A 26,768-nucleotide genomic window follows, 5' to 3' on the forward strand; every position below is an offset into this window, starting at 1 on the left:
AAGGACATATTGGGGTGAATAAAGAATAGCCAAAGACAAAGGCCAAAACAGCCGAACGAAGCTTCTTGGGTAAAGACTTTTGGCAATTCAAGGGTTTCAACCCTAGTGCTTGCGGCTATACTAGCTAACCTTTAGCGACGATTGAACCGGTGGATAAGCGGAACAAGGCAGGCGATCGCAGAGGAAGTAAGTACTGACAGACCCCAGCCCTCGAACCGGAACGGGGCCTCGCGACGAAAACAAAAATTTTCCTTTCAATTGGCGGTAGACCTCTTCCGTCACCTGAATCTTGCCAGGTAGACTGGTGCTCTCCATCCGGCTCGCCACGTTTACCGTATTGCCCCAGAGGTCATAAGCAAACTTTTTCAACCCAATTACCCCAGCAATCACTGGCCCAACGCTTAGACCAATTCGCAGCTCAAAAGGTCTGCCATCAGGTCTACAAAACTGGCCAATCGCCTCTTGCATGTCTAGAGCCAAGTGAGCGATCGCCTCTAGAGCACCTGCCTTAGGCGTAGGAATTCCTGCTGCCACCATGTAAGCATCGCCAATTGTCTTAATTTTCTCCAAACCGTGCTGCTCAACCAGATGATCGAAAATCGAAAAAATTTCATTGAGCAAATTTACCAGTTGGTGAGCTGGCATTTGAGCCGCAGTCGCCGTAAAACCAACCAAATCAGCAAATAAAACGCCTACCTGGTCAAACTGCTCAGCAATGGTGTGGTTATTTGTTTTCAGCCGCTTCGCAATTAACTGCGGCAGCATATTAGTGAGCAGTCGCTCTGTTTCGAGCCGCTGCTGATGAAGCTGAATTTCAATTTGACGACGCTCTGTAATATCCTGAACCGTGCCTTCGTAGTACAAAAAGTTATTTTCTGTATCCTGAACCCGATGTAGGTTTTCCATTACCCAAATTTTGCTGCCATCTTTCCGGCAAACTTCTGAAACGGCACCCACTAGCTGGCCGTATTCCTCCAAATAGCTGATTAACTGTGAGTATTGCTGCGGATCGCTGTAAATTTGCTGCCCCACATCCGTAACACAACTCATTAGTTCAGCAGGCGACTCATAGCCATAAATTTTGGCAAGAGCAGGATTGACTGAAAGATACTGCCCCGCCGTTGTCATTTGAAAAATTCCTTCACTCGCATTTTCAAAGATGCTGCGATACTTGGCTTCTGTCTGGCGCAACTCTGCTTCTATGCGATTTCGCTCTCTAATTTCTAACTGTAGCTGGGCGTTTTGAGTCTGCAATGCCTGGGCTTGGCTTTGTAACTGGTGTTGTAGCTGGTGTACTCTCAACTGAGTGCTAACTCTAGCCAGTACCTCAGCCATGTTAAATGGCTTAGTAATGTAGTCAACCCCCCCAGCCTCAAAAGCTTTGAGTTTGTCTGCGGTTGCTTCTAAGGCACTCACAAAAATAATCGGAATGGTTTGAGTTTGAGGCTGACGCTTAAGCTGACGGCACGTTTCATAGCCGTCAACTACTGGCATGTTGACATCTAACAAAATCAAGTCAGGCTGAGTAGTTGTCGCAGTTTTCAGCGCAAACTGACTGCTAGCTGCCTTCCGCACAAAATAACCAGCTTCTTCCAAAATAGCAGCCAAAACACGCAGACTATCTGGCTGATCGTCAACGATCAAGATACTGGTACGGTGACAATGCGAATAGGAAGCGTCATTCGGCATATCATCAGACACAATAACAAATTAGTTCAACCAGCTTCATGATTAAAAATAGATACCTGCACCCCCAGTATCTAAATAAAACCGATCAGTCAAGACAAAGATTCCGCTAAACCGCTTAAAAATTACGCGAGACATCAGTCGTCACGCTATCCGTTTTGCTCTCATCGGTTCCCCTGGCCAGCACGTTGGCTAGGTCTTCGTAACTAGTATGCCCACCTTAGCCTTGAAGTCGCTTGACCAAACTTCAGCCAGCCCTCATCGAGCAACCAGGGGTTTATTTTGAGACAAGTTACAATAAAAATAAGACTTAACGCACAAAAGGATGGACAACTTGGAGTCTTCCCCAGCTAGCTCGCTGTTTGGTGAGCGGCATAGTACAGCGCTCAATGACCCTGGCAACTTAATGACGATTGACGACGTCCAGCGCTACTTGAATCGGTCGCGGGCTTCCGTCTATCGTTATGCTAATACAGACTTGAACATTCTCAATCCGCCCCATGAGCGCCAGCGGCTTAATCCAGAAATTCGCTTGAGCAAAGATGATCCCCTACTCTTCCATCCCAATGAAGTTGCCCGCTTTGCCCAGGAAGTTTTAGGACTCAAGCAGGTCAAGATAGAAGTGCGAGAGTCGCCAGAGACAGCTACTCATGCGCTATTGAAAGCTATCCTAGAAGAGCTTAAAGGTATTCGACAACTGCTCTCGCAGCGGCCTTGACCCCACCCTGATTGAGAAAAATGTAACCCGTACCCCGCCAAAAGATCCGTCCCTTTGCGCTATCTATCTCAACGCAGCAGTGCTAGTTTTTAAGAAAATTGAACAAATGGGCAAGGAGACCTATCTATTGTGTAGCTAGTCACACAGTCTATCGGTGAAAATCTTAAGTTTCTCTAAACAACCTTTCGATCCATCCTAGCTCCTAAGCTAACCTTAGGTCACTTCTACGTTAGCGTTTCCTTTGCAATCAGTTTTTCGTTTCTAAGGACTAAGCCTTAAACTCTGTATGGAATCTGCCAGTCAATCTGACAACCCTCCTGAACAACCTCACAGTCGTTTGTCCAGCCTTATTGGCTTTGTCATTGCCCTAACCACCTTGGTATTGCCAATGTTCGCGATCGCCCACTTTTCTTCTGCTAAGATCGACGTTCTTGATCAGCCCTCGTATCGAATCCTGCGCTCCAGAGACTAAGGAACAGCGAGAAAAACACGACTTAGAGAAGTAAGTGCTTGCATGCAGTTTTCTTAAAGCCTGTTTTCCTAGGCAGGATTTGGGGCTTAATTCGCCTAAAATTCTAAACGAGCCGTTTATTGGCTGAGCTGCTTGCAGCAGCTCAGCTAATTGCGGTCTATGTCAAAGTAAGCTTGGAGAAGCGTTGTGGAGCTATCTCGCATTCCTGCTCAGCCTAAGCCTGGGTTGATTAATGTTCTGATTGAAATTCCTGCAGGCAGCCGGAACAAATACGAATTTGATAAAGATCTGCAGGCCTTCGCCCTCGATCGGGTTCTTTTTTCGGCGGTTCACTATCCCTGTGACTATGGGTTTGTGCCTAATACCCTAGCAGATGACGGGGATCCGCTAGACGGCATGGTCATCATGGATCAGCCCACTTTTCCAGGGTGCGTCATTGCTGCCCGTCCTATTGGGATGCTAGAGATGATTGATGGAGGCGATCGCGACGAGAAAATCCTTTGCGTCCCAGACTCTGATCCACGCTATGCTAACGTCAAGTCTCTTGACGACATAGCTCCCCACCGTCTAGATGAAATTGCAGAGTTTTTCAAAACCTACAAGAATCTAGAAAAAAAGGTAACTGAAATCTTGGGTTGGAAAGATGTCGAGCGGGTTAGCGCTTTAGTTGAAGAATGCATCAATAACTTCAAACCCGAAAGCTAAGGCTCACTTATAGAGCCAAACTGAAGCTGGGTATCTTAAAATAACAGTTCTTAGCTATTTAAGACTGTTCTCTTGACAGACGTTTTGGTCGCAAGGGGTTTAAGATACCCAATCTTTTTATTTTAGCTGTCTGAACTATATTAACGGGATCAAATCACCAATGGTGCTAAAAAGTCTTCTAAACTAATGCCATTACGTGACAAATTCACCAGAAACCTTCCCGAATAGTATCCAGTTAACGGTATATACAGAGAAGATAGATCTGTCGACCTTAAATCCGCCTTTCAAGCTAATTTGCCTTTAACCGCCACAGTGCAAACTTTCCCTAATTGCAGAGCGAGTATTCACGCCACCAATTAGAGTTCAGCCAATCTCAAATGCTAGATCCCGATTCCATCTCCCTGCCTGATAATGTGAACCTCTCTGGACATCCAGTAGACTTTTCCCTACCTAGCGAAATGCAGCTTGGCTCTTCCTTTGTAGTGCAGTTTTGGGGCGTACGCGGCAGTATTCCCACACCAGGGGCTAGTACCGTTCGCTACGGAGGAAATACGGCCTGCGTCGAGGTGTTAGTAGGCAACAAACGGTTGATTCTAGATGGGGGTACGGGGTTGAGTGTTTTAGGAAAACACCTGCTAAAGCAAACTGCTCGGGTTGAGGCTCATATTTTCTTTACCCATACCCACTGGGATCGCATTCAAGGCTTTCCCTTTTTCGTTCCAGCTTTTACCGAAGGGAACCAGTTTCACATCTACGGAGCCACTGCTCCTAACGGCGCTTCCATTAAGCAGTGTCTAACCGATCAGATGCTACAGCCTAATTTTCCAACGCCGCTACAGCGGATGCGATCGCATCTTAATTTTCTCAACATTTCGGCTGGCAGCGTGATTTCTATTGATGATGTGGTGATTGAAACTGTCTCGCTCAACCGTTTAACCAGTGCTTTGGGCTACCGCATTACCTGGGAGGGGCGATCGGTGGTTTATGCAACCGATACCGATCATTCTCAAGAAGCAGGCAATCAAAATTTGCAATACTTAGCGCAACAGGCTGATGTTCTAATCTACGATGGCACTTATGCTGATCACAACGATCACAATTTTCAAAAGCAATCTTTAGTCGCTCCTTGGAAATCAGGCATCGAAGTGGCTAAAGCTGCGAATGTCCAAGAGCTGATTATGTTTCACCATAACCCTGCTCATGACGATGATTCCTTAGACTGTATTGAGATGCAGATCAGAGGTGACTTTCCCAATGCCCGACTTGCTAGAGAGGGCATGATTTTACAAATTGCTTAGTGACATAGCCCTTAACCCGGCGTGGGGAAGCGGAGAGAGATTCTTCCTCAGTCGCCAATGATGGCTAAAACCCAGGAAGAATCTTGCGCTTATAAGCCATGTCGGAGGTCACTCAAGGCTTTAGAGGTTGGATCAATGCTGCTTGAAGAGACCAGACTCAGTTCTTCAAAAAGTTCTTCGTAAGCTTGGAGAGCTTGATGGAAGGAGTAATGGGTTTCTGCGTGACGTCGTCCCTGATATCCCAGCTTGGCTGCTTTTTCAGGATGCTTAAACAAATGTAGAATCGCTTTGGCTAGGCTGGTTGGGTTTTCAGGTTTTACGACTAACCCTCCACCGCTTCTAGTAACCGCCTTGGCAGCGGCTCCATCGCTAGGCACTGAAGCAATAATAGGGCGACCACTTGCCAAGAGTACCTGTGTCTTTGAAGGCATGTTGAAGCCTACCATGCTCTTCTTTTGCATGATAAGACCCACATCAGAAGCGGCTAGCATTTCTGGCAAATCTTCGCGGGCTACAAAAGGCAGCAAAAGAACGTTGGTCGCACCGAGTTCTTGTCGGAGTTCGTCTAAATGAGCGAGTTGGCGCTCTTCTCCTGAAATGACGAAAGCAATTTCGGGATAAGGCTTTAGCAAAGCAGCCGAGCGAATAATTGTTCGAATACCCTGGGTTCGTGCAATATTGCCAGAGTAAAGAACAACAAATTTATCCTTTAGATTGTGGGCTGCTCGGAAAGCATTTTCATGCTTTGGCTGAGGACAAATGAAATTGATATCGACCCAGTTGGGGATGCAAACCATGCGATCGCGAGAGACGCCTTTGCCGACTAAGTTCTCTGCGAACCCTTCTGTAATAACGCTGATTTTAGTGGCACTCTTGTAAGCAAACTTCTCCAAAACTTCAAAAATTCGAATAGCAAATTGATTGCTAATTAAGCCTGTACGAACAGCCGCTTCTGGCAAAATATCTTGCAAATTTAGAACCGTGGGACAAGAATAAAGCCACTTCAGCAAAGCTACCGGTAAACATGCAGGTAGAGAAGGACTGGTCGAAAGAATGACATCTGGCCGCCAGCCCCTTAAAGCTTGAAAAAAGCTTAAGAAAATGAAGCTACCATCTAAGAGAACGCGAGTAACTAGACCGGGATCAGGCCGGATAGAGACGTAGCACCGCTGAACCGTTACCCCGTTAATTTCCTCAGTGCAGTACAGCTTCCCCCGATACTCTGGATAAATTTGACGCTCCGGATAGTTCGGCATTGCAGTTACCACACGAACCTGATGCCCCTGCTTGACTAAGCCTTCAGCTAATTCCGTCATTAAGGGGGCAATGCCAATGGGTTCAGGATGGTAATTGTATGAGTAGATCAAAATACGCATAAACGTCTAGTTGCCGTGCCTAAAAGGGATTAGCGAAATTGTGAAATAAAGAACTTACCAGAATTGAGCAGCAGGGGGGGCAGATTCTATGCACTGGGGGCACTTGACTAGTAAATCAAACTTATCTAGCCTTGCAAGCTTAATGAAAGCTAAATGAAATGCCTTGCAAGAATCTTTAGACTACACAGGATATTTATTGAGATATCAAGAAGTCTCCCAGCTTTAGTGTGCCCTAATCCAGGCTTTAGCATACAAGCTTCCTGCTTTACCCTATCAACTCGTTTACTTAGATGCTGGGTATCTAAAGTTTCTGTAGCATCTTAGTCAAGTGACTGCCATCTACTAAGAGAAACAATATCGTGCCCGTGCATGGGGCAAGGATTGGGGGTATAGAAAGCTGCAAGGTTTGGCTAAAGGAGCTTAGCTCTGACAGACTAGCCTCCTGAGCTGTATTTGCTACTAGCTGCTCAATCCGTTTTGCTCAAGCGACCCCATCGCGCTAGCTGATGAGGGGTAACTGCCAGACGCTGGTTTAGAAGCGCGGATCTGTAAAGTATTCTCGTGTACCTTTGGCATTGAGAGCTTCTCCTAAGCGCTCTAGGGCATGAACATAAGCTGCGGTTCGTAAGGGAATAGCCAGTTCGTGAGCAATCCGCCAGACAGCTTCAGCTTCGGTTACTATGCGCTGCTTCAACCGACTATTAATTTCGCTCAATGTCCAGTAAAGGCCACTGCGGTTTTGCACCCATTCAAAATAGCTGACGGTTACACCCCCCGCATTGACCAGGATATCGGGAAAGACATAGGTACCTTTTTCTTCAAGAATGCGATCGCCGCTTGAAGAAATGGGGCCGTTGGCTACTTCAAAAATGTATTTGGCCTGAATATCAGCGGCGTTGGCTTCTGTAATCTGATTTTCTAAAGCGGCGGGGATCAAGATATCCACTTTCAACGTCAAAAGGTCGGCATTGCTGAGGGTGGTGTAGTTGTCTACCAGGTTGCAAACGGTGCCTTCACAGTACACCGCTTTGACACTGCGAGTAGAAGTCTTAAACTGGCGAATGCTAGGAATGTCAAGCCCTTGAGGACAATAGACCCCGCCTTGAGAGTCACTTACAGCCACTACCCGATAACCAGCATCAAATAAGCATTGCGCAATCACACTCCCCGCGTTGCCAAACCCTTGGACAGCGACAGTGGTTTCTGGGGGCGCTTTGTCAAACTTGGGCATCATGGCTTCTAGCACGTAAAACGCGCCCATTCCCGTGGCTGTGTCTCGTCCCAGGCTACCTCCCATGCCAATGGGTTTGCCAGTAATAACTGCGGGACAACGCTGGCGACGGATAATGCTGTATTGATCCATCATCCAGCCCATGATCATGGCGTTTGTGTAAACATCTGGGGCTGGAATATCAACGTCGGGGCCAATAAAATCTGCGATCGCGTCAATATAGCCTCGGCTCAAACGCTCTAACTCAAATTTGGAGAGTTCTTTAGGATTAAGCGTGATGCCTCCTTTGGCACCGCCTAGAGGAAGATTGAGCGCCGCACATTTAAATGTCATCCAGAAGGCTAAAGACTGCACTTCGTCCATCGTTACTTTGGGATGGAAGCGAATGCCCCCTTTGGTGGGGCCGCGAGTGTCATCGTAGTGGACTCGATAGCCCTCAAAGACCCTGAGTGAACCATCGTCCATCCGCACTGGGATAGAAACTTTGAGGCTAGCTTTGGGAAATCTCAGCCGTTCGCTGGCGTCGTCTGAAATATGGGCGTACTTAAGGGCGCGCTCCAGGCGACGGTTGGCATCCGACAACAAAGTATTCGTCATAAATAAAGACCTTGTTTGTAGCGGTGTGAGGTCATTGGCAGCATTTCGTATCAATGACTACTATTTTGATTGTGGCGTCTACGATCGCGCCTCACTCAAAAACGAAAGAGAACTTTAAACACCACTAGGCAACAGCGGGTTCTAGCATCTGCAGGGTGCCAGCAGTGGCTTCGATCAGGACTTCGGCTCCGATAGGCAACGTCAAAATTGGCTCTACGTGTCCAATCGCGGCTCCCATCCAAGCCGGAATGCCCAAAGGCGCAATGTGGTCTTGCAGGACTTCTTCTAGCGTTAGCGAACCGTAATCTTCACCGGGGCCACAATGGGAACACTGGCCGAAAATAAATCCCGAAAGCTGGTCAAGCATGCCTGCGAGCTTGAGCTGGGTCAGCATGCGATCGATTCGATAAATACTTTCACCCACATCTTCCAAAAACAAGACAGCGCCTGTTAAGTCGGGCATATAGGGCGAGCCGACGATACCAGCGATGACTGAGAGATTGCCGCCAATTAGTTTGCCTTGGGCTTCTCCCGGTGTGAGGGTCTGAATCCGGTTGCGCACTGGCATGAGGCGATCTAAATCTTCGGCTGCGACCGTGTTGGCAATGGTTAGAGATTGCCCTTCAAAAAGCACCTGCCGAAAGGACGCCGTTTGGTCAGGTCGCCACGAAGTTAGCCCATGCGGCCCGTGAAAGGTAATTAGACCTGTTTGGGCATGAATGCCCAACAGCAAGGCTGTAATGTCACTAAAGCCAACAACAATTTTGGGATTTTGCTGAATTCGTTGATAGTCTAGGTAAGGCAGCACCCGACTACTACCCCAGTCGCCACGAATCGGTAGCAGTGCCGCTACCTCTGGGTCAGCAAAAAACTGGTTAATATCGGCAGCGCGATCGCGATCGCGGCCTGCTAAATAGCCGTAGCGATCGAGCACATGAGGAGCTAGCTTGGGCACCAGCCCCAGCCCCCGTACGGCATCCATCACAATGTTTAACTCTTCGCGCCGAAATGTCGCCCCCGCAGGGCTGATAATACCGACCGTATCACCTGGTAAAAGCCGGCGAGGTTTTAACTTGGCTGAAGCAGTAGCCTGTCCCAGGCGGTGAGGCAGCAGGGGAGTGATGAGACTGGTTAGCGCTGCTATTGTGAGAAAATTTCGGCGGTGAATCATCTTGCTCAATCTCAGATTGCTCAATCTCAGATGACCCCCAGCAGGCGAAAGGGGTCAGTATGTTTAGCAAAGTATAGAGCTAAGCGATCGCTAGCACTTACTGCAAACTACAGCGCTCTAATCTAAGCATGAGAGCATCTAACTTGTCAGCATCTACGTAACCTGCCCCCCGACCGCTGCCAAATCCACCCGCTAAAAACGAATTTTCTAAAGAAAGCTGCCAAAACCAAAGTGCCGGGAACTGGCCTCTGGGGGCATCGAGGCTAAAATTGAGCCGAGAATAGAAGCGAAAAAAAGCAAAGGGCTTGATGGCCCAAGGCGTCCAGCCAACGGCGTGGCTAAATTGAACCGCATTGTAATCAAGAGACGTGTAAATCTCTCGCTGCACCGAAAACCCAAACTGACCGCGACTGTGCTGTGTCCAGAGCTGATCAAGCCGATGCAAATCAGCACAGGGTAAATGGGCGATCGCCTCTGTAGGGAGAGCGATCGCCTCAAGTTGGTTAGCTGCTTGTCGCAACAGATCGGCTGTCGCCCGATCAGCCGCTTCCCAGTCTTGTTCTGATAAGAGGTTATCGAGGTCTTGGTAGTCCAGAGCTGGAATTGTGGTTTGCATGGAGTGACACCTCTGGAAAAGCTATGACGGCAGACAATGATTGAGCCGATCAAAAAAAGCATCAATTTCAGCCGAGCCAACAGCATAGATACTTTCTAGCGTTGTACAGGCCCAGCGCCAAGTGGGTAAATGCCCTTTGGGCGCACCCTCATGAAACTGGAGATCGCTGTAAGCTTTGGAGATTCTCAAAACCCCCCCCCAGCCCCAGTTATCCTGCCAGCCCACAATTCGCAAAAAATCTTGGATAGTTGGTTGCTCGGTGTAAATTTGGCGTTGAGCAACAAAGCCATAGCGGCGATCGCTGTAGCGTTGCCACAGACCATCTACAGTCACCAAATCCACACAGGGAAAGCTATTGAGCAAAGAACTGCTCAGTGGTCGCATATCTTGGCTACCAGCCTGTAGCATTACCCGCTCGGTTTCGCGGTCGGCTTCTTGCCACTGCTTAGACCACAGCAGTTGGCGCAAGCGGCGATAGTCTACCCCTCTGCTAGAGGTGATTGCGCCATAGAGTTGGTCGGTAACCGACTGCTCAATGGCTTGAACTTCTGCCGTTGAAAGCTGCCAAAGGCGGCGGCACTGCTCTAAGCGACCGCGATCAAAGTCGTTTGGATAAAGCGTATGCTGAATCACCTGCTGAAATTCCTGTCGGTAGCGATCGCGCGTCGGTGGTTCAGGCGGCTTTTCTGGCTCTGGGATAGGCTGCTGTAGCTGGGTAATGCGGGTCTGTAGCTGCGTGATGGTGGCTTTGAGTTCATCCACCTGCTTTTGATCGCTCTGCGCTCTAGAAAGATGCTTGTCACGAATCTCAGCTACATCTTCATAGTCCAGCCCTAAGCTCTCTTGCAAACGCTTCAGCTCGGCTTCGGTTTCATCGCTTAAGGGGTATTGCCGTCGAATTTCTTCGCTCAGCACCTGTTCATAGCGGCCCAAGCGTTGCTCAAAGGTTTCGTAAGGCCCAAGGGCTTTGGCCTGAATCACCTGAGCTTCGTCAGGATTGAGGTCAAGCTGGTAGCGCAGCAATTCTAGATTGGCTCGCTCAACGGGCGTAAACCCGGTTCGACGGGCGTAAGCTGCCGCTTTGCCTTGATAAACCAGATGTTTGGGTAAAAGACGTTCGGCCAGTGGCAACAGCGCTAACACTTCTTCAGATTTACGGGTCTGGATTTGCAGGTGAGTGGTACCCACCTGTAAAACAACCTGTGTTTCCAGCGGTTTTTTGTCTAGACGATTGGCCACCAGGCTTAGCAGGGGGCGTAGTCGATCGGCTTCAAGCTGGGCAATTTCAATGCCGCTGCGATGGCCGTTAGTAGCAGCGCCCGTTATGTAGCGGGGGGCTTCAATCCCAGTGAGCGACTGAATTTTTTCAAACAGCTCTCGAATTTGCTGGTCGCGTTCGGCTTCATCCAAACTGCGATCGCTCAGGTGCATCGTGAAATGAATTTTAGAATCCGCTGCCATGCTTGCTTCACCCATCAGAGCCTGCTCATGAATATTGCCTGAGATATTGCCCAATGTTATACCAGGCAACGGGTGACAGCGATCGCTCCCCTCAGAATAAATTTATCAAAGCTGAGGAATGCGGCGAAGTTACTGCAGCAAGCGCCCTAATACGGCAATGCCCCGCTCAATATCGGCAACCGTCTGGGCAAAGCTAAGCCGTAATCCTGGATACCCTTGTTGATCCGGGAAAAAAATTGAACCTGGTCCTACTAAAACATTTGCTTGTAATGCAGCTTGGCAGAACCTTTGCAGCGATCGCCGAGCAGATAGCTGTACCCACAAGAAAACACCCCCCTGCGGCACCGTCCAACTGGCTTCAGGCGGAAAATGTTTGGCCAGAGCTTGCAGCATCACCGCTTGGTTTTGCTGATTTTGGGCTTGCAAATGATGCAAGCGCCGCCGATAGTGCCCAGAGGCCAGATATTCGCTGACGATCGCTTGAGAAACGAGCGAGACATGAAAGTCATGGAGGAGTTTGCGCTCTAGCAGCGGCCCATAGTCTGCTCCGGTAATGACGGCATAACCCACCCGCAGAGCTGGCATGAGCGTTTTAGAAAAAGTGTTGAGATAAATTACGCGATCGCCAGTATCAAGCGCCTTGATGGGCGGTGGCGTTGCCCCAAAACTTAGCCGCTCATAAGCATTATCTTCAATAATGCGGCAGTCGTAGGCTTCCGCCAGGGCTAAAAGCTGCTGCCGATGGCCTAAATCGGTGGTAATGCCCGTGGGATTGTGCAGGGTACTGATGGTGTAAATTAGCTTGGGCCGATGGCTTTGCAAATATTGCTCTAGCAAGTCCAGGTTCATGCCCGTAGCGGTCATGGGAATACCAATCACCTGCGCCTGCGCCTGCTTGAGCACCGACAAAAAACCGTGAAACGTGGGCGCTTCAACCACCACCCAATCGCCGGGTTGAATAAACTGCTGCACCAGCAACGACAACGCCTGCATTGACCCGTTGGTGATGATCAAATTGTCGGCTGAAATCGCCAACCCCTGATGCACCAAAAGCTGGGTAATTTGTTCCCGCAGCAGCGGATCGCCTTGGGGATAGTTGTGCTCAAACAGGCGTTCGGCAGTATTTTTCACCGCTCGGCGGGCAATTCGCTGTAAATCAGGAATATCGCAAGGGGGCGGAAATCCGGAGCTAAAGTTAATTACATCAGGGCGTACCTGCGCCCGCAACATAGCATTGCTAACGTCTAAAAAAGACTGCACGCCGTCTGCTGGAATAATCACCGTTTGGGCTGGGGCAAAGGTTGATTCAAATGAGGTAGAGACAGGCGACGGATTGACGAAGTAGCCTGCGCCCTGCCGCGCTTGCACCAAGCCATCGGCTTCTAAAACTCCGTAAGCTTCAATTACCGTCAGCTTGTTAACCTGCGCCGTCCGCGCCATTTGCCGAATTGAAGGCAAGCGATCGCCCGGTTTTAAGCTACCGGCGTGAATGAGCTGACGCAGGCGATCGCGAATTTGCAAATAAACGGGAGCAGGCGATTGGCGATCGAGAAGAATTTTCACAGGTGTTGGCGCGACGTGAGCGATTTTTACAGCGTAGGCGATTTGCTCCGGCCTCACCTAGTACAGTTGGCAGAAAATTGGCTGGTACATTTTTTATTTTCGCAACTGTACTAGTTGTTGAAGCTTGGGGTTGTTTAATATCGGTGCCGAGTGCGATCGCCTTAAAGAGTGTCCTGATGGCATGACGCTTAAAGGCTGAGAGATATCATCATGAAGCATCCCCCTGCGGTTTTTACTGATGTCGTCTAAGCAATTTATTCGGATCGAAGTGGCCACCGATCAGCCCGCCCTTTTAGAAGGGTTAGAAGCTTGGCTACAGTTAGCGCTGATTTCTGATGAACAGGTGCGAGCGCTAGGCCGAACGTCGTTTAGCTGTCAGTTACCAACTCTCAAAACCCAGCCTCCAGCTATTCTGTCTGCCAGAAGGCCAGTCGCCGAAGCTCAACCCCGCCGCTCTCCGGCGGCGGTCAACCTAGCCGCTCTAAGCGCCACTTCTCTGCTACAGCCAATTCACCAACTGGCAGAACGACTCATGGCAGAGCTAAGCGTAGTTTGGCTCTTGTGTTTAGGGGTGTTGCTGGTTGTGTTGTCGTCTGCTGTGCTGGCTGCTACCCAGTGGAGCCAATTTAACGTGATAGGTCAATATCTAGTGCTATTGGCCTATACCATCATTTTTTGGCTGGGTGGACGGTGGGCAGCTAGCCAGCCGAGGCTACAGCTCACGGCCAAAACTTTGCGAATTGTGGCGTTGCTGCTGGTGCCCATTAATTTGTGGGCGATTGATGCACTACAGGTAGGGCGATCGCCGCTGGGGCTTTTGGTCAGTCTGCTGGCGGCTGGCATTTTAACCGTCTGTACAATTTGGCGCTATCCACTCCTGCCTGAAACGGTTGGCACCCTGGCGCGACCCAGTCGCCTGGTAAGGGCAGGGAGTTTTTTAGGACTGGCTTATTTGCAGCTTGGCTGGAACAGTTTGGCGGTGCCGCTGGGAGCAATCTACTGTGGCACGGCAATAACGGCGATCGCTTTTCTCTGGCCTTTTCGTCGTCAAGACGCGGAAAAACTAACAGCCATGCTAGCGGCAGCGGCCTCACTTTTGGTGATTTATAGCCTGGGAGTGTTGCTGCTGCGAGGGCTAGGGACGCCTGACATTGATGTCGAGCAGTTAGGTCTGTCGATCGGCATTTGCGGTGCCCTGCTGGTCTGGCTGGTGGTTTCAGCCACCTCTCACCCCGTTTTGGGTGGGCTATGGCTCTGGAGTGGGCGAGGGCTGTTGTGGTTGGGCTGGTTTTTAAGCGTGTTTTCGCTACCGCTACAGGCAGCCATGATCAGCGGCTTAGGGCTAAAATTGCGTACTCAGCAACTGGTCAAAACGGGGCAATCGCTTCACCTGATAGCCGCTTTAGCAATAGGTCTGCAGCTAATCTGGCTGGGCTGGCGCAGCTTACCCGTACCTTGGCAACAGCTAGCAACCGCGATCGCTGCTGGCTGGACAGGTACTGAGACGAATCCAGAAGTGCTGCTAGGTATTGCTTATCTACCTTACCTGGTGCTGATGGTGGGTCTGGCAGACTGGTTTTACCGCCGTGGCCAAACTCGATTAGCCCAGCTTACCGAGAAACTGGCGCTAGGGCTGGGGCTGCTGCTGGTAGCTATTAGCAGCTTAGACCTGACTGTGTTGGCACTCAGTCTAATAGTTTCCACCATCACGCTTTTAGGGGTGACGCTGCGGCGATCGCCGTCGCCTCATTTTTTAATTAACATCACTCATGCTCTAGCGCTGCTAGCCCTGACTATTGCCATCGTCGATCGCTGGCCCAATTTACCCACAGGTGCTTGGTTGCTGCTTTCTCTCGGTGTTACCTGGTTGGAATGGGGGCTGTGCGTGGGCGATCGCGCTTCTCGCTGGCGGCAGAGTGCTTGGTATTTTGGCTGCGCCTTAGCTGGACTCAGCTACTTTAACTTACTCACAGCCCTCCAGAGCAATTTGCTCAGCAATGCGTGGAGCGTAGCTGGTTTGGCGCTACCTTTGGGGCTAACCTTGTTGGCTTGGCGCGAACCTAACCGTCGCTATAGCTATGAACTGAGTTTGTTAGCGCTGGGTCTTACGGTGCCGTTGACTTTGTTCTTGCCCCAAACACGTCTGGTAGGCTTGGGCATGGCTACAGGTTTGGGGGCGTTTCTCAGCCGCTTTTGGCCTAGACAAGCGGTAACGCTGCTGACGGTTCTTTGGGGATTGGGCTGGGGCACCAGTTTAATTCAAGATTTAATGCCAGCAATGCCTCAACTGACCGGGGTGCAATGGTATCCCATCGGTGCGATCGCCCTTTTAGGACTATGGCAAGTGTCGCCCTTTTTAGGGCGACGCTGGTCAAATTCAGCAGCCCACCAGCCAGCGGGAGCGACTGCTCAACTGCCGAGGCTATATGGACAAGCTACAGATTTTTGGGGCGATGTCCTGTGTTTCGGTTTGCTGCTGAGCCTGAGCCTGGAAGTGGGTTTTCTCTACCTTGATGGGCGATCGCTGCAGATAAGCTATCTAGCCGCTATGGGAATAGTGGCGGGTGCGGTTCTCTGGCGGCAGTGGCAAACGCCGAAAAATTCTGGAGTTTATCTGCTAGGCTGGGCCGCTGAGCTGATCATGGCTGAGGCATTGCTTGGCAGAGGGGGCGATCTACTCATTTTGTCGGCTGCGACCGTTGGCTTAGGCTTAATCAGCTTAGCGATCGTGACTGGGCGACCGCCACAGGCTCAGCTACCGCTGCGGAGTTTGCAGACTTTATCTTTACTCTACGGCCTGCTAGCGCTGGCTCTTCGCAGCGGCGATTTTACTGCTACAACAGGCGGGATCACGCTGGGTGTTTCTCTAATGGTTTTAGAAGTGGGGCGGCGCTGGCAGAGCCGCTGGTTAGGCTGGCTGGCATTAATTGGCTGCTCAACGGCCTGGTACGAACTGGTTCTTTATCAACTGAGTCAGGCTGAAGGGGGTGATCCAGGAGACGGCTTGGTGATTTTGGCGGGTGTTGCCGTTGTGATCATGGGTGTCTACCGTCTCTGCGGCCAATGGATAATGCAGCGGTTGCACTATCCTCAGCTCAGACTTGGGGTTGCTGCTCACTTGCACTGGGCGATCGCCAGTCTGCTCTTGTTTTTAACCTTACCCAGCGTTTGGATGACTCGCCTGACGCTAACACCATTAGCCCTTTGCTTAGCGATCGCCGTTACCCTTTATCCAATTGGGCAAAGCCGTAGTCAACAATCAGAAAGCTGGCTCTACGTCGGGCTGGGGCAAGCTTTGGGGCTGGTGGCTTACACGCGCCTGTTGTTTCCCCCTTTAGGCGTTATTGATGCGTGGGCCGGGGCGATCGCTGTTGTTTTAGCAGTGGGGCTATACACGCTTCCCTGGTCACGTTGGGGCTGGCTACTAAAGCCTTGGCAGCAAGCAGCGATAGTTTTGCCCAGTCTAGTGGCGGTGGGGGGCAGCTTGTCGCTAACGTTAGTCAACTTTTGGCTCGCGGCAGGCTTTTACGGTTGGCTTAGCTGGCGACGGCAGCAAATTCGCCTGAGCTACCTGAGTCTGGGATTGATAGATTGGGCGATCGCCCGTTGGCTGTTTGAGCAAAATATTGGGGAAGGATTTTATTACGTTTTGCTGGGCGGCGGTTCGCTGCTCTACATTGCCCAGGTAGATCCGCATTGGCAAAGCTCAAATCACAAAACTCAGCGGCACAGGCTGCGGGTCTTGGGCTTGGGCATCATCTTGCTCTATGGTCTGCTTTTTGAACCTTGGAGTGGCTTGCCAGTTGCGGCCTTTAGCCTGGTGGCGCTGTTGTTGGGCTTGGGCTGGCGAATTCGCGCTTTTCTCTATGTGGGTACAGTTGCTTTTGGGGTGAATGCTTTTGAGCAACTTGTTATTCTCAATGCCGAATACCCTTTAGTCAAATGGATGCTGGGCGTTGTGGCCGGAATGGCTCTGATTTGGATAGCGGCTGATTTTGAACGTCGTCGGGAACAGTGGCTCAACCTAGCCCAAGACTGGCGTAGCACGCTGGCCGATTGGGATTAAGCCTTTGACCCCAATTAATTCAGCGATAGAGGGGGGGGTCTGGCTTCAAAATTCTCGCTAGTTCCCCTTTGCCAAGGCAACAGATCCAGAGTGTCCTTACTTGGCAAAGGGGAACTTACAAAGGAAGGTGTTTGGCAGACTAGAGGTATTGCTAAAGGTAACAGGCCAAGGGCAGAGGGCAGAATGAAAGCTCTCTGTCAGTAGCTTTCAGGCGTTGAAGGATCTCAACGCTGGTGGCTACAGCCATACCTCAGCCGCCCATAGCCTCAGCTCAGATTTGACAATCGCCAAGTTTCCAGAGGATGGACGACGAAAGCGCCACGCGGCGATCGCGACTGCCTACTGCTTAAAGCGGCGAATAATGGCTTCAGCAAACTCTGAACACTTCAGTGGCTCGACTGGCGGATCCATCATCCGCGCCAGATCGTAGGTTACTTCCTGGTTCGCGATCGCCGCGCTGATGCCCTGCCGAATCAGGTCTGCAGCTTCCTGCCAGCCCAGATACTCTAGCATCATGACCCCCGATAGGATGAGTGAGCCAGGGTTAATGCGATCGAGTCCAGCATGTTTAGGAGCTGTACCGTGTGTCGCTTCAAAAATGGCGCACTGATCCCCAATGTTGGCTCCTGGCCCCATCCCCAAACCACCGACAATGGCCGCCGCTGCATCTGAAAGATAGTCGCCATTTAAGTTCATGGTTGCCAAGATGGAATATTCATCTGGGCGGGTCTGAATTTGCTGAAAAATACTATCGGCAATGCGATCATTCACCATGATTTTGTCTTGCCACTGCCCCTGGCCGTGACTTTCCCAAATACTCTCTAAAATCTGCGTGACTTCTGCTTGTACCGCTGCCTGCTTTTCAGGTGTGAGTGAGTCGTAGCCCGGTTCGATTTTGCGGGCATTTTCATCAACTGAAATGTCTGGATTTTTTTCTTTATTGCTCAGTACCCAAGACTCACGCTCCGTCACGCATACTTGCCGAAACTCACTGGTGGCCAGTTCGTACCCCCAATCGCGAAACGCGCCTTCGGTGTACTTCATAATGTTGCCTTTATGAACCAGCGTCACCATCTGTTTCGCTTTGGGTAAGCGAAGCGCGTGCTTGATGGCTCGTCGGACTAGCCGCTGTGATCCGGTTTTGCTAATCGGTTTGATCCCAATGCCCGAATCCCATGGAATTTGCTTAGTGCCATGTTCTGGGGTAGCTGGGATCAAATCAGTGTTGAGTAGTTTGATTAAGCGATCGCTAATTTCACTGCCCTGTTTCCATTCAATACCCAAGTAAATATCTTCGGTATTTTCTCGGTAAACAATGACATCTAGCTTTTCTGGCTGCTTATGGGGCGAAGGGGTACCCGGATAGTAGCGACAAGGGCGGACACAGGCATAGAGATCATTAATTTGGCGCAGAGCCACGTTAAGAGAGCGAATGCCACCCCCCACTGGTGTCGTCAGGGGGCCTTTGATCGCAACGCCATAGTCCCGGATAGCCTGCAAAGTGTCTTCCGGCAAATACTGATAAGTGCCGTACTGATCACACGCTTCATCCCCGGCATAAACTTTAAACCAAACAATCTGACGTTGATTGCCGTAAGCAGCCGCAACTGCTGCATCTAAAACCTTTTGAGTCGCAGGCCAAATATCAACGCCTGTACCGTCTCCGCGAATAAAGGGAATAATAGGATCATCGGGGACGACGGGCTCACCATTCTGGAAAGTAATTTTATGGCCTGTTTCAGGCGGCGAAATCTTTTGGTACATAAAGTTGGTTAGTTCGGCTAGTCTGATTTACGATGTTTACCTAGTATCAGCCATCGTTGCAGCAACTCAACGAGCCAGTGCAGCCGCTGACGACATTCCTAATTCTTAGGTATGCTGTAACTTTGTTTCAAACTGTAGATTTGACTACAGTCGACGCTAGGCAACTGCTAGATATCGTGGAGAATAATCCACAAAACATTCAGTAGCTTCCTAAGTTGTTTATGGTAAAAGCCATAGCTCTTCACAACCGTTTCTGATTAAGACGGATGAAAAGAATTTTATTAGTTGATGACGATATTACCTTACGAACTGCCCTCACCCGGCACTTAGAAGATCGCGGCTATATAGTGCGAGGTGCAGCTTCTGGGGTTGAAGCACTGACCCTGTTTGAGGAGGAACCGCCCGATCTGGTCGTTTCAGACGTGGTAATGCCAGAGATGGACGGCTTTGAATTTTGCGGTCGTTTGCGCTCAAGCCGCATTGGCCAGCTTGTTCCTTTTATCTTTTTGTCTAGTCGCGGCGAAGTTGACGATCGGGTGCAAGGCCACAACATTGGCGGCGATGATTATCTGGTTAAACCGTTCCATCCGCGCGAACTGGTGGCCAAAATTGAAGCCCAACTAGAGCGATCGCGCCGCATCCATACGGAAATCGTACGGTTAATCCAGCAAGCCAACGTCCATGCTGATTCGTCTGATGCCAATCCTCCTCAACCCTTGCCCCTTACGCCTGCAGAGGAAAAAGTCTTTTGGGAAGTGATTCAGGGATACACCAATAAGCAAATTGGCGATCGCCTGTTTATTAGTCCTCGAACCGTACAAACTCATTTGAGCAACATTCTGAGCAAACTCTCTTTAGAAAATCGCTCACAGCTAATTCGCTTTGCTTTTGAACATGGCTACCGTCCACCCCATGATGAAGAGTAGAAAAGAACGAGTTGCCAATTGCCTCTAGTCTGAAGGGTCGATCCCCTCTATGATCGATAGGGGAAGTGAGTAGCGCCTTATGGAATCTGGATAACCTTAGCGATAGCTCTTGAGGCGATCGCTTTCGTTGTTCAAAGCGGCTTTGCGCTGCCTGTGAGCGATTGGCTCATGCTCCGCACAGAGGTAGCTACCAGGCTATACCGACTATAAAAAATACCCTTAAAAACACGATTGCCGTTTTGATATGAGCAGCTTTGCCGCTAACTCCGTGCCCACAGACTCAAACTTCATTGCCGAACTTCTTACTCAACTACAGGTTGATAATCCCAAAAAACAGCTCTCCATCCTTCACCAATTAGCCACGCTAGAGGAGCCAGGGCTACAGCCTCTCATGGATTTTTTGCTAGCTAGACGTCAGCAGCCCGCTATCACTTATCTAGATGGCACCGCTTATCGGCTGTTGTGGCAGAGTCATGCTCCCCAGGCAAAAACTTTTTTGCAAGCCCACTGGCCTGACGGTTTAGTCACCCCTCTTTCAGACAAAGGGCTAGACTATAGCGAGTTGCAGCAGTCTTTGCTGCGTCAAGACTTCGAAGCGGCAGATCGCCTTACCCTAAAGAAACTCTGTGAGCTAGCCGGATCGGGGGCTGTTCAACGAGGCTGGCTATACTTTACAGAAGTCGAAAATTTTCCTGGCCAAGATTTAAACACCTTAGATCAGCTTTGGCAGGTCTATTCAGAAGGTAGATTTGGCTTTTCAAAACAGCGACAAATATGGCTAAGCAATAATCAAAATTGGGAAAAACTTTGGGAGAAAATTGCCTGGAAAAAAGGCAATGCCTGGACTCGCTATCCTAACGAATTTATTTGGGATTTATCAGCTCCTGAGGGGCATTTACCCCTTTCTAATCAACTGCGAGGCGTTCGAGCCATGGCTTCACTTTTGACGCATCCGGTTTGGAGCTAAAAACTGAAACACTTCTAAATACTTTGTTTGATAATTGCTGACTGACTAAAATCAATTTAGCTCTTAGCGAAAATCATTTGGCGATCGCCGCTGTCCAAAAGCCTTTTAGTCCTTTCCTAACGGTGACGTTTTTTGCCAGCTAGCGACGAATTCAAGCTTTTTAGATGGCTTTAACAAAAAGCTAAAAAATGCGGGCTACTCCAAGGGTGAACCAGAAAAGCCAAATTCACTCTACTTTTGGGGGGATAGCGCTTAGGGTCGCCTGAACTTAAAGTTTTTTATCAAAAAGGGTTTTTGCGCTTAATCTAAACTTGAAGAATTGCCTCTGAATGCTGCATTTTTTTACAAGTTCTTTATCGTCACTTTTACCCAAAAATGCTTTGACAGCTTTGACTTTTTCGGTGCTGAATTAGGTATTGCTGACGCCAGCATTTCTACTTAATCTTAAAAATAAAGCTCTGCAATTTTAGGCACATTCTCTAGCAAAGCGCCTGCCTTTCTTAGGTTTAAGATGCTCAACACTAGGGAATGCTTGAATTGTAATGCTTTTGATGTGCAACCGGAGTCAATGAAGCAAAGTGCTAGATATGTCATGGGTACTAGCATGTCACTTATTCAGTCATGTGAAAATTTGACATGCCACATGGACAAACCATTACCTGTAGATTCGGAACAACAGCGTTTTCGCGCTATTCAAGAGTTGGGATTGCTCAGTGACGAAAGCATTCCTGTTTTTGACGAAGCCACTCAAACTGCCGCTCGAATTTTAGCCGTTCCTATTTGCGTTTTCAGCGTTGCTGATCGCGGCTTTCAGTTTTTTAAGTCAGCTGTGGGTCTTTCGCAGCTAGGCTTGATGAACCAGCTAGCCGCCTCACGTCGCTTGCCTCGGCAAGAAGCCTTATGCTCTCAGGTTATTGATAGTGCTAAGGTCTTAACGGTAGAAGACATTGCCAAACACCCTGAATTTGCTCAAAGTCGCCTAGTACAGCATTACGGCATTCGATCTTATTTGGGTGTGCCGCTAATGATTTCTAGCGGTGAGTGTGTTGGCAGCTTAGCAGTCATGGACTTGGTACCTCGACAGTTCACGGCTCAAGACACGGCGTTTTTAGAACTCAACGCCCGCTGGAGCATTAGCGAGTTTGAGCGCGATCGCTTATTTCAAGCAACCTCCCGCGATCAGGCACCTGCGACCTCAGCCCTTAGCTTTCAACCCAAAGCTGAAACTTCTTTGCAATCTACTATCAATGCCGTTCGCATTGAACTGATTGCTCAGCTAACTCAGGAACTGCGTAACCCGCTCACCTCCATTATGGGGATGGCCAGTATGCTGAGTCGGGAAATTTACGGACCGCTGACCCAAAAGCAAAAGGAATATGCCGGTATCATCCGCAATAGCAGCCAGACAGTGCTAAACCTGATGGATGAAATCATTGGCTTAGGAACTTCTCAAGAAGACTATCGGCAACTGAGCCTAGCCCCCGCAGATGTGGAGATGCTTAGCCAACAAGCGATCGGTAGTTTAGAGCCTCTGGCTCAGCAACAAGACCAAAGCATTAGCTTGTCGGTTGAACCGGGCTCTCGCATTTGGGTTTTAGACAAAAGCAAGATCAAGCAGTTAATTTACCATCTGGTCTATAGCGTCATTCGCTTGGCCAGTGAAGGGGGCACTGTACGCCTCCATATTTCTCGCAAGGGCGATCGCCTGAATATCGCTGTTTGGTTTTCACATCCCTGGCTCGGAGAAGGTTTACCGCAGTCAATTTTATCGCTCGATCAGCTTCTAGAAATTTCTTTGAATGAGCAAGTAGTTGTAGATCCCCGCTATAGCTACCCAGTAGGTGCCAAACCAGACCTGAGCTTAGAAGCCAATCTGCAAACGATGCTAGAAGCCTCAGAAGCCACGAAGGCCGAAATTTCTCGAGAAGGGTTGGGCCTTTTGCTCAGCCGCCAACTGACCGAAATTCATGGTGGCTCTTTAACGCTGCAAGGCTCTTTGGAAAGTGGCTACCGCTATGTGGTTAGCTTGCCACAGCTTGCCGAAGAAGTGACCACGGTAGCAGTCGCCCAAAATTTTTAGCCCTCAGCGGGACTGGGTCTGACAAGGTCATCAGCCGTTGAAAATAGAACGCTGGCTAAGCGCCGTATCCAAAGATAGATTTTTACTCCAACGCTGAGAAAGAGGCGAACTCTGCGCTATGTTTGGCTAGGGAAATAGCGCTATTGCCTGAGTGGAGAAAAATCGCAATGCTGGAACTGTATCAGTTTGAAGGATCACATTACAGTGAAAAAGTCCGTCTCATTTTAGATTACAAGCAACTGCCTTATCGCAAAGTTGAGGTAGCGCCGGGTGTGGGTCAAATCGATCTCTATCGCATGTCCGGACAGCGGCAAGTTCCGGTTTTGAAAGACGAAAATGAGGTCATTCCCGATTCAACAGCGATCGCTCACTATCTAGATGAGAAATATCCTGAGCGTCCCATTCTGCCAACCACGCCCACAGAAAGAGGACTCTGTTTGATCATGGAAGCTTGGGCGGACGAATCTATTGGGCTGAACGCTCGTACTGCCATGATTGGTGCCTTCAACCAGCACCCCAATTTTCGCACTGCACTGCTGCCAGCTTCCACGCCGGAGCTGCTCAAAAGCTTGGTCGGGGCTGTGCCTGGAGACGTACTGAGCCTACTGGGTACAGGTATTGGGTTTGGCACTGAAGCTGTCAAGGCGGCTCATGGAATTTTGCAACAAAACCTGGCAGCCCTGCGTTTGCTACTACAGGAGCGTCCTTACCTGGTTGGTGAGCAGCCAACTTTGGCCGATTTTGCGGTGGCTGGCTTATCGATGTATATCAAGTTTCCTGATAAGCAGTATGTTGATCTGCCTGATGGCATTTGTGGCAAAGGGGTGCCTGGGTTAGCAGACGATCCGGCTTATCGTCCTTTCTTTAGCTGGCGCGATCGCCTTTATGCCGATTACCGCGAGGTGCGAGTTCCAACAACAGCAGAAACGGTTGGCTCTGGCCCCCAATCCATTAGCATTGACTGAATCTGGCTAAAGCTAAAACTTTCAGTCCTGTGAGGGAGCTAACAGCGTACACTGAAAGTTGATTGCTTTAGATAAGTTACATTCGCAATGGCCGCGATCGCTCAGCAGCTCGAAGCTTTGCTTACCCCTCAGCAAGTCATTAGGGGGGAGCAACTCGAACCTACTTGGATCGCTAAATTGCAACAGGCGATCGCGGCAAACGCTCCCCAGCCTTGTGTGGTCTATCCGCAGGCGGAAGCTGAGCTAGTGGAGGTTGTTCGCTGTGCTTACAAGAATGGCTGGCGAATTTTACCAGCGGGACAAGCCAGCAAGCTCCACTGGGGCGGCTTGGCCACTCAGGTTGATGTAGTTGTTAGCACAGGCCGACTCAACCGTTTACTGCACCATGCCGTAGGCGACTTGGTCTTTACAGCAGAAGCGGGCCTATCCTTTGCGAGTTTGCAAACGACCTTGGCCGCTACCCAGCAATTTCTAGCTATTGATCCCGCCTATCCAGCCCAGGCAACACTGGGCGGCATTGTCGCTACAGCCGATACAGGCGCTTTGCGTCAGCGCTATAACAGCGTCCGCGACATGCTGATTGGGATCCATTTTGTGCGGCACGATGGGCAAACGGCTAAGGCCGGGGGGCAAGTTGTTAAAAACGTAGCGGGTTACGATTTGATGAAGCTTCTGACGGGGTCTTATGGTAGTTTGGCTCTGATCTCCCAGGTGACGTTTCGCACTTATCCGCTACCCGAAAGTTCTGAAACTGTTTTGGTTACAGGTGCGCCAGCGGCGATCGCTCAGCTTTGCCGCACGCTTAAAACTTCTGTACTGACACCTGTTAGCCTAGATGTCTTGTCGGCTGAGTTACTTTCTGCCTTAGGCCACACGGCTGCGGCTGGGTTGGCCGTTCGATTTCAAACAATCCAGGCAGGCGTGGTTGCTCAGGTTGACCAACTCAAAGCCCTTTGCCAGAGCTTAAAGTTGCAACTGCACTTGTTTACCCAAACGGCTGATGGTCAGTTTTGGAGCCAAATTCAAGCTATTCTTTGGTCTGACAAAGAGGCAACAGCTAACACCGTAAGCTGCAAGCTGGGTATTCCTCCGGCTAAAGTCGCTGAGTTTTTAGCCGCAATTGAGCGGTTTAATCGCCCAGGTGAGCTACAGGTCATGGGGCGAATTCATGTCGGCAGCGGTTTGGGTACGCTGCGGTTAGCAGGTGCGATCGCGGCTGAACCCATTACGCAACTGCGATCGCACTGTGAAGCTCTCGGCGGTTTTTTAACGTTGCTTCAGGCACCGCTTGAACTTAAGCAGCAAATTGATATCTGGGGCTATAGAGGCAATGCTTTGGAACTGATGCGGCAGCTTAAACACCAGTTTGATCCCCATTGTCTTTCGAGTCCGGGGCGGTTTGTCGGCGGCATTTGAAGCTTTGTTCGCCCTAGGCCGCCTGAGGCATTTCGTCGATGACATCGCGAATACGACGCTCTAGCCTATCTAAATCTAAACCGCCTTGGTCGCGACAGATTCGGCGAACGGTTGCATTGACGCCACTGAGATCGCTCAGTAAATCGCTCAAAATTTCTTGTTGTTGCCGCCCTTGAGTTACCTCATGGGGATCTTGCACCAAATCTCGAACCAAAGAACCGTCAGCCCGAGACGCCACAATCGGTTGGCTATGCCCTTCTAGATACACTAAAGTACGCTGACCTGGCCCCCGCTCAGCCCCTTCTAAAGGAACAACAGCCGTCACCTGATCAGAGCGAACATATTTGCCAAAGCCTAAGTGAATCAAAGTAGAAGGTTGAACACGCATGGAATTTACGGAGGGTTGGGTGGTTTCCTTTCTCTATTGTGACGCTGAGCGCGATCGCCGTTGAGTCTGCTACCAGCGGATTTCCCCCCTGCTGACGTAGAGATGGCCGACAGCTAGCTGCCACCAGCGCTCAAGATGGCTGCTAGCGTTTTAACTTCCCTAACACCTGCCTACAGGCTGACTGCTTTTTACCCAGCTTATTTCTTGCGGTTGATTAATCCAGTTGTGACTTCTCGTTAGCTTATGACAGAGCCACTAGGTTAGCCCAGGCTGTTTCCCAGGCAATTCCTGGCGCTGGTCATGAGCAAAACAGACATTCAGGAGATCTCAACATGGCAATTACGGCTGATCAAATACCCGCTCAAAGCCAGGATAAAAAACCTGCCCACGAAGCGGAAATGACGCCCAAACCTCAATACGATCGCGACAGTTATCGCGGTAGCGGTAAGCTCAAGGGCAAAGTTGCCCTCATTACGGGCGGCGATAGCGGTATTGGTCGTTCTGTAGCGGTTCTCTATGCCAAAGAAGAAGCTGATGTCGCCATCGTCTACCTTGACGAACACGAAGATGCCGAAGAAACCCAGCGCCTGGTTCAGGCTTTGGGCCGTCAGTGCTTGCTAATTCCGGGTGATATCAGTAACGAGCAGTTTTGCCAAGAAGCCGTGGAAAAAACGGTTCAAGAATTAGGCAAGCTAGACATCTTAGTGAACAATGCCGCTGAGCAATATCTCGAAAAAATCGAAGATATTGACGCCGCTCGATTAGGCAGCATTTTTAGCACCAACGTCTTCTCTTTCTTTTACTTTACAAAATTTGCCTTGCCTCATCTAAAAGAAGGCAGCACTATTATCAACACCACTTCTATCAACGCTTATAAAGGCAACGCCTCGCTTTTGAGCTACTCTACAACCAAAGGCGCTATTCTGGCTTTGACGCGATCGCTGGCTCAACCCTTATTAGAAAAAGGCATTCGCGTCAATGGTGTAGCCCCTGGCCCCATTTGGACACCGTTTATTCCCGACGCTTTTCCACCAGAACGGGTAGAGGGTTTTGGCAAACAAGTCCCGATGCAGCGTCCGGGTCAGCCAGTTGAGGTTGCCACCTGCTTTGTCTTTTTGGCCTCTGAAGATTCTTCTTACATCACAGGTCAGGTACTTCACCCAAATGGTGGCGTCGTCGTAGGGGCTTGAGCGAATACCCAAATTGCTCCTGCGAAAACCTATCACCAGAGGGAGTTTAGGCGGATGCACAGGTGGTTTAGTTAAAGTTGGCCATTTGTGCACCGCTGTCGCTGGGGTCGTT

General features: G+C 49.9%; 20 protein-coding genes. 11 read left to right on the top strand and 9 right to left on the bottom strand.

Going from position 1 to position 26,768, the window contains the following annotated elements:
* Positions 1 to 120: 120 nt before the first annotated feature.
* Positions 121 to 1,689 carry an adenylate/guanylate cyclase domain-containing protein gene (locus ACTS3T_RS19525; protein ID WP_462935413.1) on the bottom strand — a complete coding sequence of 523 codons (1,569 nt, stop codon included), beginning with the start codon at positions 1,687 to 1,689 and terminating at the stop codon, positions 121 to 123.
* A 322-nt stretch (positions 1,690 to 2,011) separates the two neighbouring features.
* Here ACTS3T_RS19525 and ACTS3T_RS19530 point away from each other — a divergent pair, with 322 nt between their 5' ends.
* The 4 genes from ACTS3T_RS19530 (at position 2,012) to ACTS3T_RS19545 (ending at position 4,879) form a co-directional block, all read left to right on the top strand.
* A complete protein-coding gene (locus ACTS3T_RS19530; protein ID WP_377967739.1) occupies positions 2,012 to 2,404 on the top strand; it encodes a resolvase in 393 nt (130 codons plus the stop codon).
* Positions 2,405 to 2,690: 286 nt separating this feature from the next.
* A complete protein-coding gene (locus ACTS3T_RS19535) occupies positions 2,691 to 2,876 on the top strand; it encodes a TLTLP motif-containing protein (RefSeq protein WP_462935414.1) in 186 nt (61 codons plus the stop codon).
* Positions 2,877 to 3,062: 186 nt separating this feature from the next.
* On the top strand, positions 3,063 to 3,581 hold the full coding sequence (locus ACTS3T_RS19540) for an inorganic diphosphatase (RefSeq protein ID WP_377967737.1): 519 nt from the start codon (positions 3,063 to 3,065) through the stop codon (positions 3,579 to 3,581).
* A gap of 377 nt (positions 3,582 to 3,958) precedes the next feature.
* Complete coding sequence (locus ACTS3T_RS19545) at positions 3,959 to 4,879, top strand: MBL fold metallo-hydrolase (RefSeq protein ID WP_377967735.1); 921 nt, start codon at positions 3,959 to 3,961, stop codon at positions 4,877 to 4,879.
* Positions 4,880 to 4,968: 89 nt separating this feature from the next.
* On the opposite strand, the gene ACTS3T_RS19550 is transcribed toward ACTS3T_RS19545, so the two are convergent.
* The 6 genes from ACTS3T_RS19550 to ACTS3T_RS19575 all read right to left on the bottom strand — a co-directional run bounded on the left by ACTS3T_RS19550 (position 4,969) and on the right by ACTS3T_RS19575 (position 12,894).
* Complete coding sequence (locus ACTS3T_RS19550; protein ID WP_377967733.1) at positions 4,969 to 6,255, bottom strand: glycosyltransferase family 4 protein; 1,287 nt, start codon at positions 6,253 to 6,255, stop codon at positions 4,969 to 4,971.
* 532 nt (positions 6,256 to 6,787) lie between these two features.
* Positions 6,788 to 8,083 carry a Glu/Leu/Phe/Val family dehydrogenase gene (locus tag ACTS3T_RS19555; protein WP_377967731.1) on the bottom strand — a complete coding sequence of 432 codons (1,296 nt, stop codon included), beginning with the start codon at positions 8,081 to 8,083 and terminating at the stop codon, positions 6,788 to 6,790.
* 124 nt (positions 8,084 to 8,207) lie between these two features.
* Positions 8,208 to 9,254, bottom strand: a complete 1,047-nt coding sequence (locus tag ACTS3T_RS19560; protein WP_377967729.1) for a S66 peptidase family protein — start codon at positions 9,252 to 9,254, stop codon at positions 8,208 to 8,210.
* Positions 9,255 to 9,351: 97 nt separating this feature from the next.
* Positions 9,352 to 9,870, bottom strand: a complete 519-nt coding sequence (locus ACTS3T_RS19565; RefSeq protein ID WP_377967727.1) for a GUN4 domain-containing protein — start codon at positions 9,868 to 9,870, stop codon at positions 9,352 to 9,354.
* A gap of 21 nt (positions 9,871 to 9,891) precedes the next feature.
* Entirely contained in the window at positions 9,892 to 11,331 is a 1,440-nt protein-coding gene (locus tag ACTS3T_RS19570; protein WP_377967725.1) for a GUN4 domain-containing protein, read from the bottom strand.
* Positions 11,332 to 11,460: 129 nt separating this feature from the next.
* Positions 11,461 to 12,894 (bottom strand): aminotransferase-like domain-containing protein, encoded by a 1,434-nt coding sequence (locus tag ACTS3T_RS19575; RefSeq protein WP_377967723.1) that lies wholly within the window; start codon positions 12,892 to 12,894, stop codon positions 11,461 to 11,463.
* Positions 12,895 to 13,132: 238 nt separating this feature from the next.
* Between ACTS3T_RS19575 and ACTS3T_RS19580 the strand changes: the two genes are divergently transcribed.
* A complete protein-coding gene (locus ACTS3T_RS19580) occupies positions 13,133 to 16,960 on the top strand; it encodes a hypothetical protein (protein WP_462935415.1) in 3,828 nt (1,275 codons plus the stop codon).
* A 339-nt stretch (positions 16,961 to 17,299) separates the two neighbouring features.
* Here the strand turns inward: ACTS3T_RS19580 and ACTS3T_RS19585 are convergent, their stop codons facing one another.
* Entirely contained in the window at positions 17,300 to 18,724 is a 1,425-nt protein-coding gene (locus tag ACTS3T_RS19585) for an NADP-dependent isocitrate dehydrogenase (RefSeq protein ID WP_377967719.1), read from the bottom strand.
* A gap of 266 nt (positions 18,725 to 18,990) precedes the next feature.
* On the opposite strand from ACTS3T_RS19585, the gene ACTS3T_RS19590 reads away from it, so the two are divergent.
* The 5 genes from ACTS3T_RS19590 to ACTS3T_RS19610 all read left to right on the top strand — a co-directional run bounded on the left by ACTS3T_RS19590 (position 18,991) and on the right by ACTS3T_RS19610 (position 25,078).
* Positions 18,991 to 19,650 carry a response regulator transcription factor gene (locus tag ACTS3T_RS19590; RefSeq protein WP_377967717.1) on the top strand — a complete coding sequence of 220 codons (660 nt, stop codon included), beginning with the start codon at positions 18,991 to 18,993 and terminating at the stop codon, positions 19,648 to 19,650.
* Between the two features lie 244 nt (positions 19,651 to 19,894).
* The gene (locus ACTS3T_RS19595; protein ID WP_462935416.1) at positions 19,895 to 20,617 is read left to right on the top strand and encodes a GUN4 N-terminal ARM-like repeat domain-containing protein; all 723 of its coding nucleotides are present in this window, start codon (positions 19,895 to 19,897) and stop codon (positions 20,615 to 20,617) included.
* A 643-nt stretch (positions 20,618 to 21,260) separates the two neighbouring features.
* On the top strand, positions 21,261 to 22,697 hold the full coding sequence (locus tag ACTS3T_RS19600) for a GAF domain-containing sensor histidine kinase (protein WP_377967713.1): 1,437 nt from the start codon (positions 21,261 to 21,263) through the stop codon (positions 22,695 to 22,697).
* A gap of 167 nt (positions 22,698 to 22,864) precedes the next feature.
* The gene (locus ACTS3T_RS19605; protein WP_377967711.1) at positions 22,865 to 23,662 is read left to right on the top strand and encodes a glutathione S-transferase; all 798 of its coding nucleotides are present in this window, start codon (positions 22,865 to 22,867) and stop codon (positions 23,660 to 23,662) included.
* A gap of 87 nt (positions 23,663 to 23,749) precedes the next feature.
* Positions 23,750 to 25,078: an FAD-binding oxidoreductase gene (locus tag ACTS3T_RS19610; protein ID WP_377967709.1), complete on the top strand. Its 1,329-nt coding sequence runs from the start codon at positions 23,750 to 23,752 to the stop codon at positions 25,076 to 25,078.
* A gap of 13 nt (positions 25,079 to 25,091) precedes the next feature.
* On the opposite strand, the gene ACTS3T_RS19615 is transcribed toward ACTS3T_RS19610, so the two are convergent.
* Positions 25,092 to 25,466 (bottom strand): hypothetical protein, encoded by a 375-nt coding sequence (locus tag ACTS3T_RS19615; RefSeq protein ID WP_377967707.1) that lies wholly within the window; start codon positions 25,464 to 25,466, stop codon positions 25,092 to 25,094.
* 332 nt (positions 25,467 to 25,798) lie between these two features.
* Here ACTS3T_RS19615 and ACTS3T_RS19620 point away from each other — a divergent pair, with 332 nt between their 5' ends.
* The gene (locus tag ACTS3T_RS19620; RefSeq protein ID WP_377967705.1) at positions 25,799 to 26,656 is read left to right on the top strand and encodes an SDR family oxidoreductase; all 858 of its coding nucleotides are present in this window, start codon (positions 25,799 to 25,801) and stop codon (positions 26,654 to 26,656) included.
* Positions 26,657 to 26,768 lie beyond the last annotated feature (112 nt).

The sequence above is a fragment of the Almyronema sp. genome, from assembly GCF_052168255.1.
In the GTDB taxonomy this organism is placed as follows: Bacteria; Cyanobacteriota; Cyanobacteriia; order Phormidesmidales; family Phormidesmidaceae; genus Sphaerothrix; species Sphaerothrix epifaneia.

Coding starts and splice junctions, on each gene's coding strand:
- ACTS3T_RS19600 (WP_377967713.1), top strand. CDS start 21,261: ATGGACAAACCATTACCTGTAGATTCGGAACAACAGCGTTTTCGCGCT.
- ACTS3T_RS19615 (WP_377967707.1), bottom strand. CDS start 25,466: ATGCGTGTTCAACCTTCTACTTTGATTCACTTAGGCTTTGGCAAATAT.
- ACTS3T_RS19590 (WP_377967717.1), top strand. CDS start 18,991: ATGAAAAGAATTTTATTAGTTGATGACGATATTACCTTACGAACTGCC.
- ACTS3T_RS19585 (WP_377967719.1), bottom strand. CDS start 18,724: ATGTACCAAAAGATTTCGCCGCCTGAAACAGGCCATAAAATTACTTTC.
- ACTS3T_RS19570 (WP_377967725.1), bottom strand. CDS start 11,331: ATGGCAGCGGATTCTAAAATTCATTTCACGATGCACCTGAGCGATCGC.
- ACTS3T_RS19555 (WP_377967731.1), bottom strand. CDS start 8,083: ATGACGAATACTTTGTTGTCGGATGCCAACCGTCGCCTGGAGCGCGCC.
- ACTS3T_RS19620 (WP_377967705.1), top strand. CDS start 25,799: ATGGCAATTACGGCTGATCAAATACCCGCTCAAAGCCAGGATAAAAAA.
- ACTS3T_RS19605 (WP_377967711.1), top strand. CDS start 22,865: ATGCTGGAACTGTATCAGTTTGAAGGATCACATTACAGTGAAAAAGTC.
- ACTS3T_RS19550 (WP_377967733.1), bottom strand. CDS start 6,255: ATGCGTATTTTGATCTACTCATACAATTACCATCCTGAACCCATTGGC.
- ACTS3T_RS19595 (WP_462935416.1), top strand. CDS start 19,895: ATGAGCAGCTTTGCCGCTAACTCCGTGCCCACAGACTCAAACTTCATT.
- ACTS3T_RS19580 (WP_462935415.1), top strand. CDS start 13,133: ATGTCGTCTAAGCAATTTATTCGGATCGAAGTGGCCACCGATCAGCCC.
- ACTS3T_RS19525 (WP_462935413.1), bottom strand. CDS start 1,689: ATGCCGAATGACGCTTCCTATTCGCATTGTCACCGTACCAGTATCTTG.
- ACTS3T_RS19535 (WP_462935414.1), top strand. CDS start 2,691: ATGGAATCTGCCAGTCAATCTGACAACCCTCCTGAACAACCTCACAGT.
- ACTS3T_RS19610 (WP_377967709.1), top strand. CDS start 23,750: ATGGCCGCGATCGCTCAGCAGCTCGAAGCTTTGCTTACCCCTCAGCAA.
- ACTS3T_RS19545 (WP_377967735.1), top strand. CDS start 3,959: ATGCTAGATCCCGATTCCATCTCCCTGCCTGATAATGTGAACCTCTCT.
- ACTS3T_RS19565 (WP_377967727.1), bottom strand. CDS start 9,870: ATGCAAACCACAATTCCAGCTCTGGACTACCAAGACCTCGATAACCTC.
- ACTS3T_RS19530 (WP_377967739.1), top strand. CDS start 2,012: ATGGACAACTTGGAGTCTTCCCCAGCTAGCTCGCTGTTTGGTGAGCGG.
- ACTS3T_RS19560 (WP_377967729.1), bottom strand. CDS start 9,254: ATGATTCACCGCCGAAATTTTCTCACAATAGCAGCGCTAACCAGTCTC.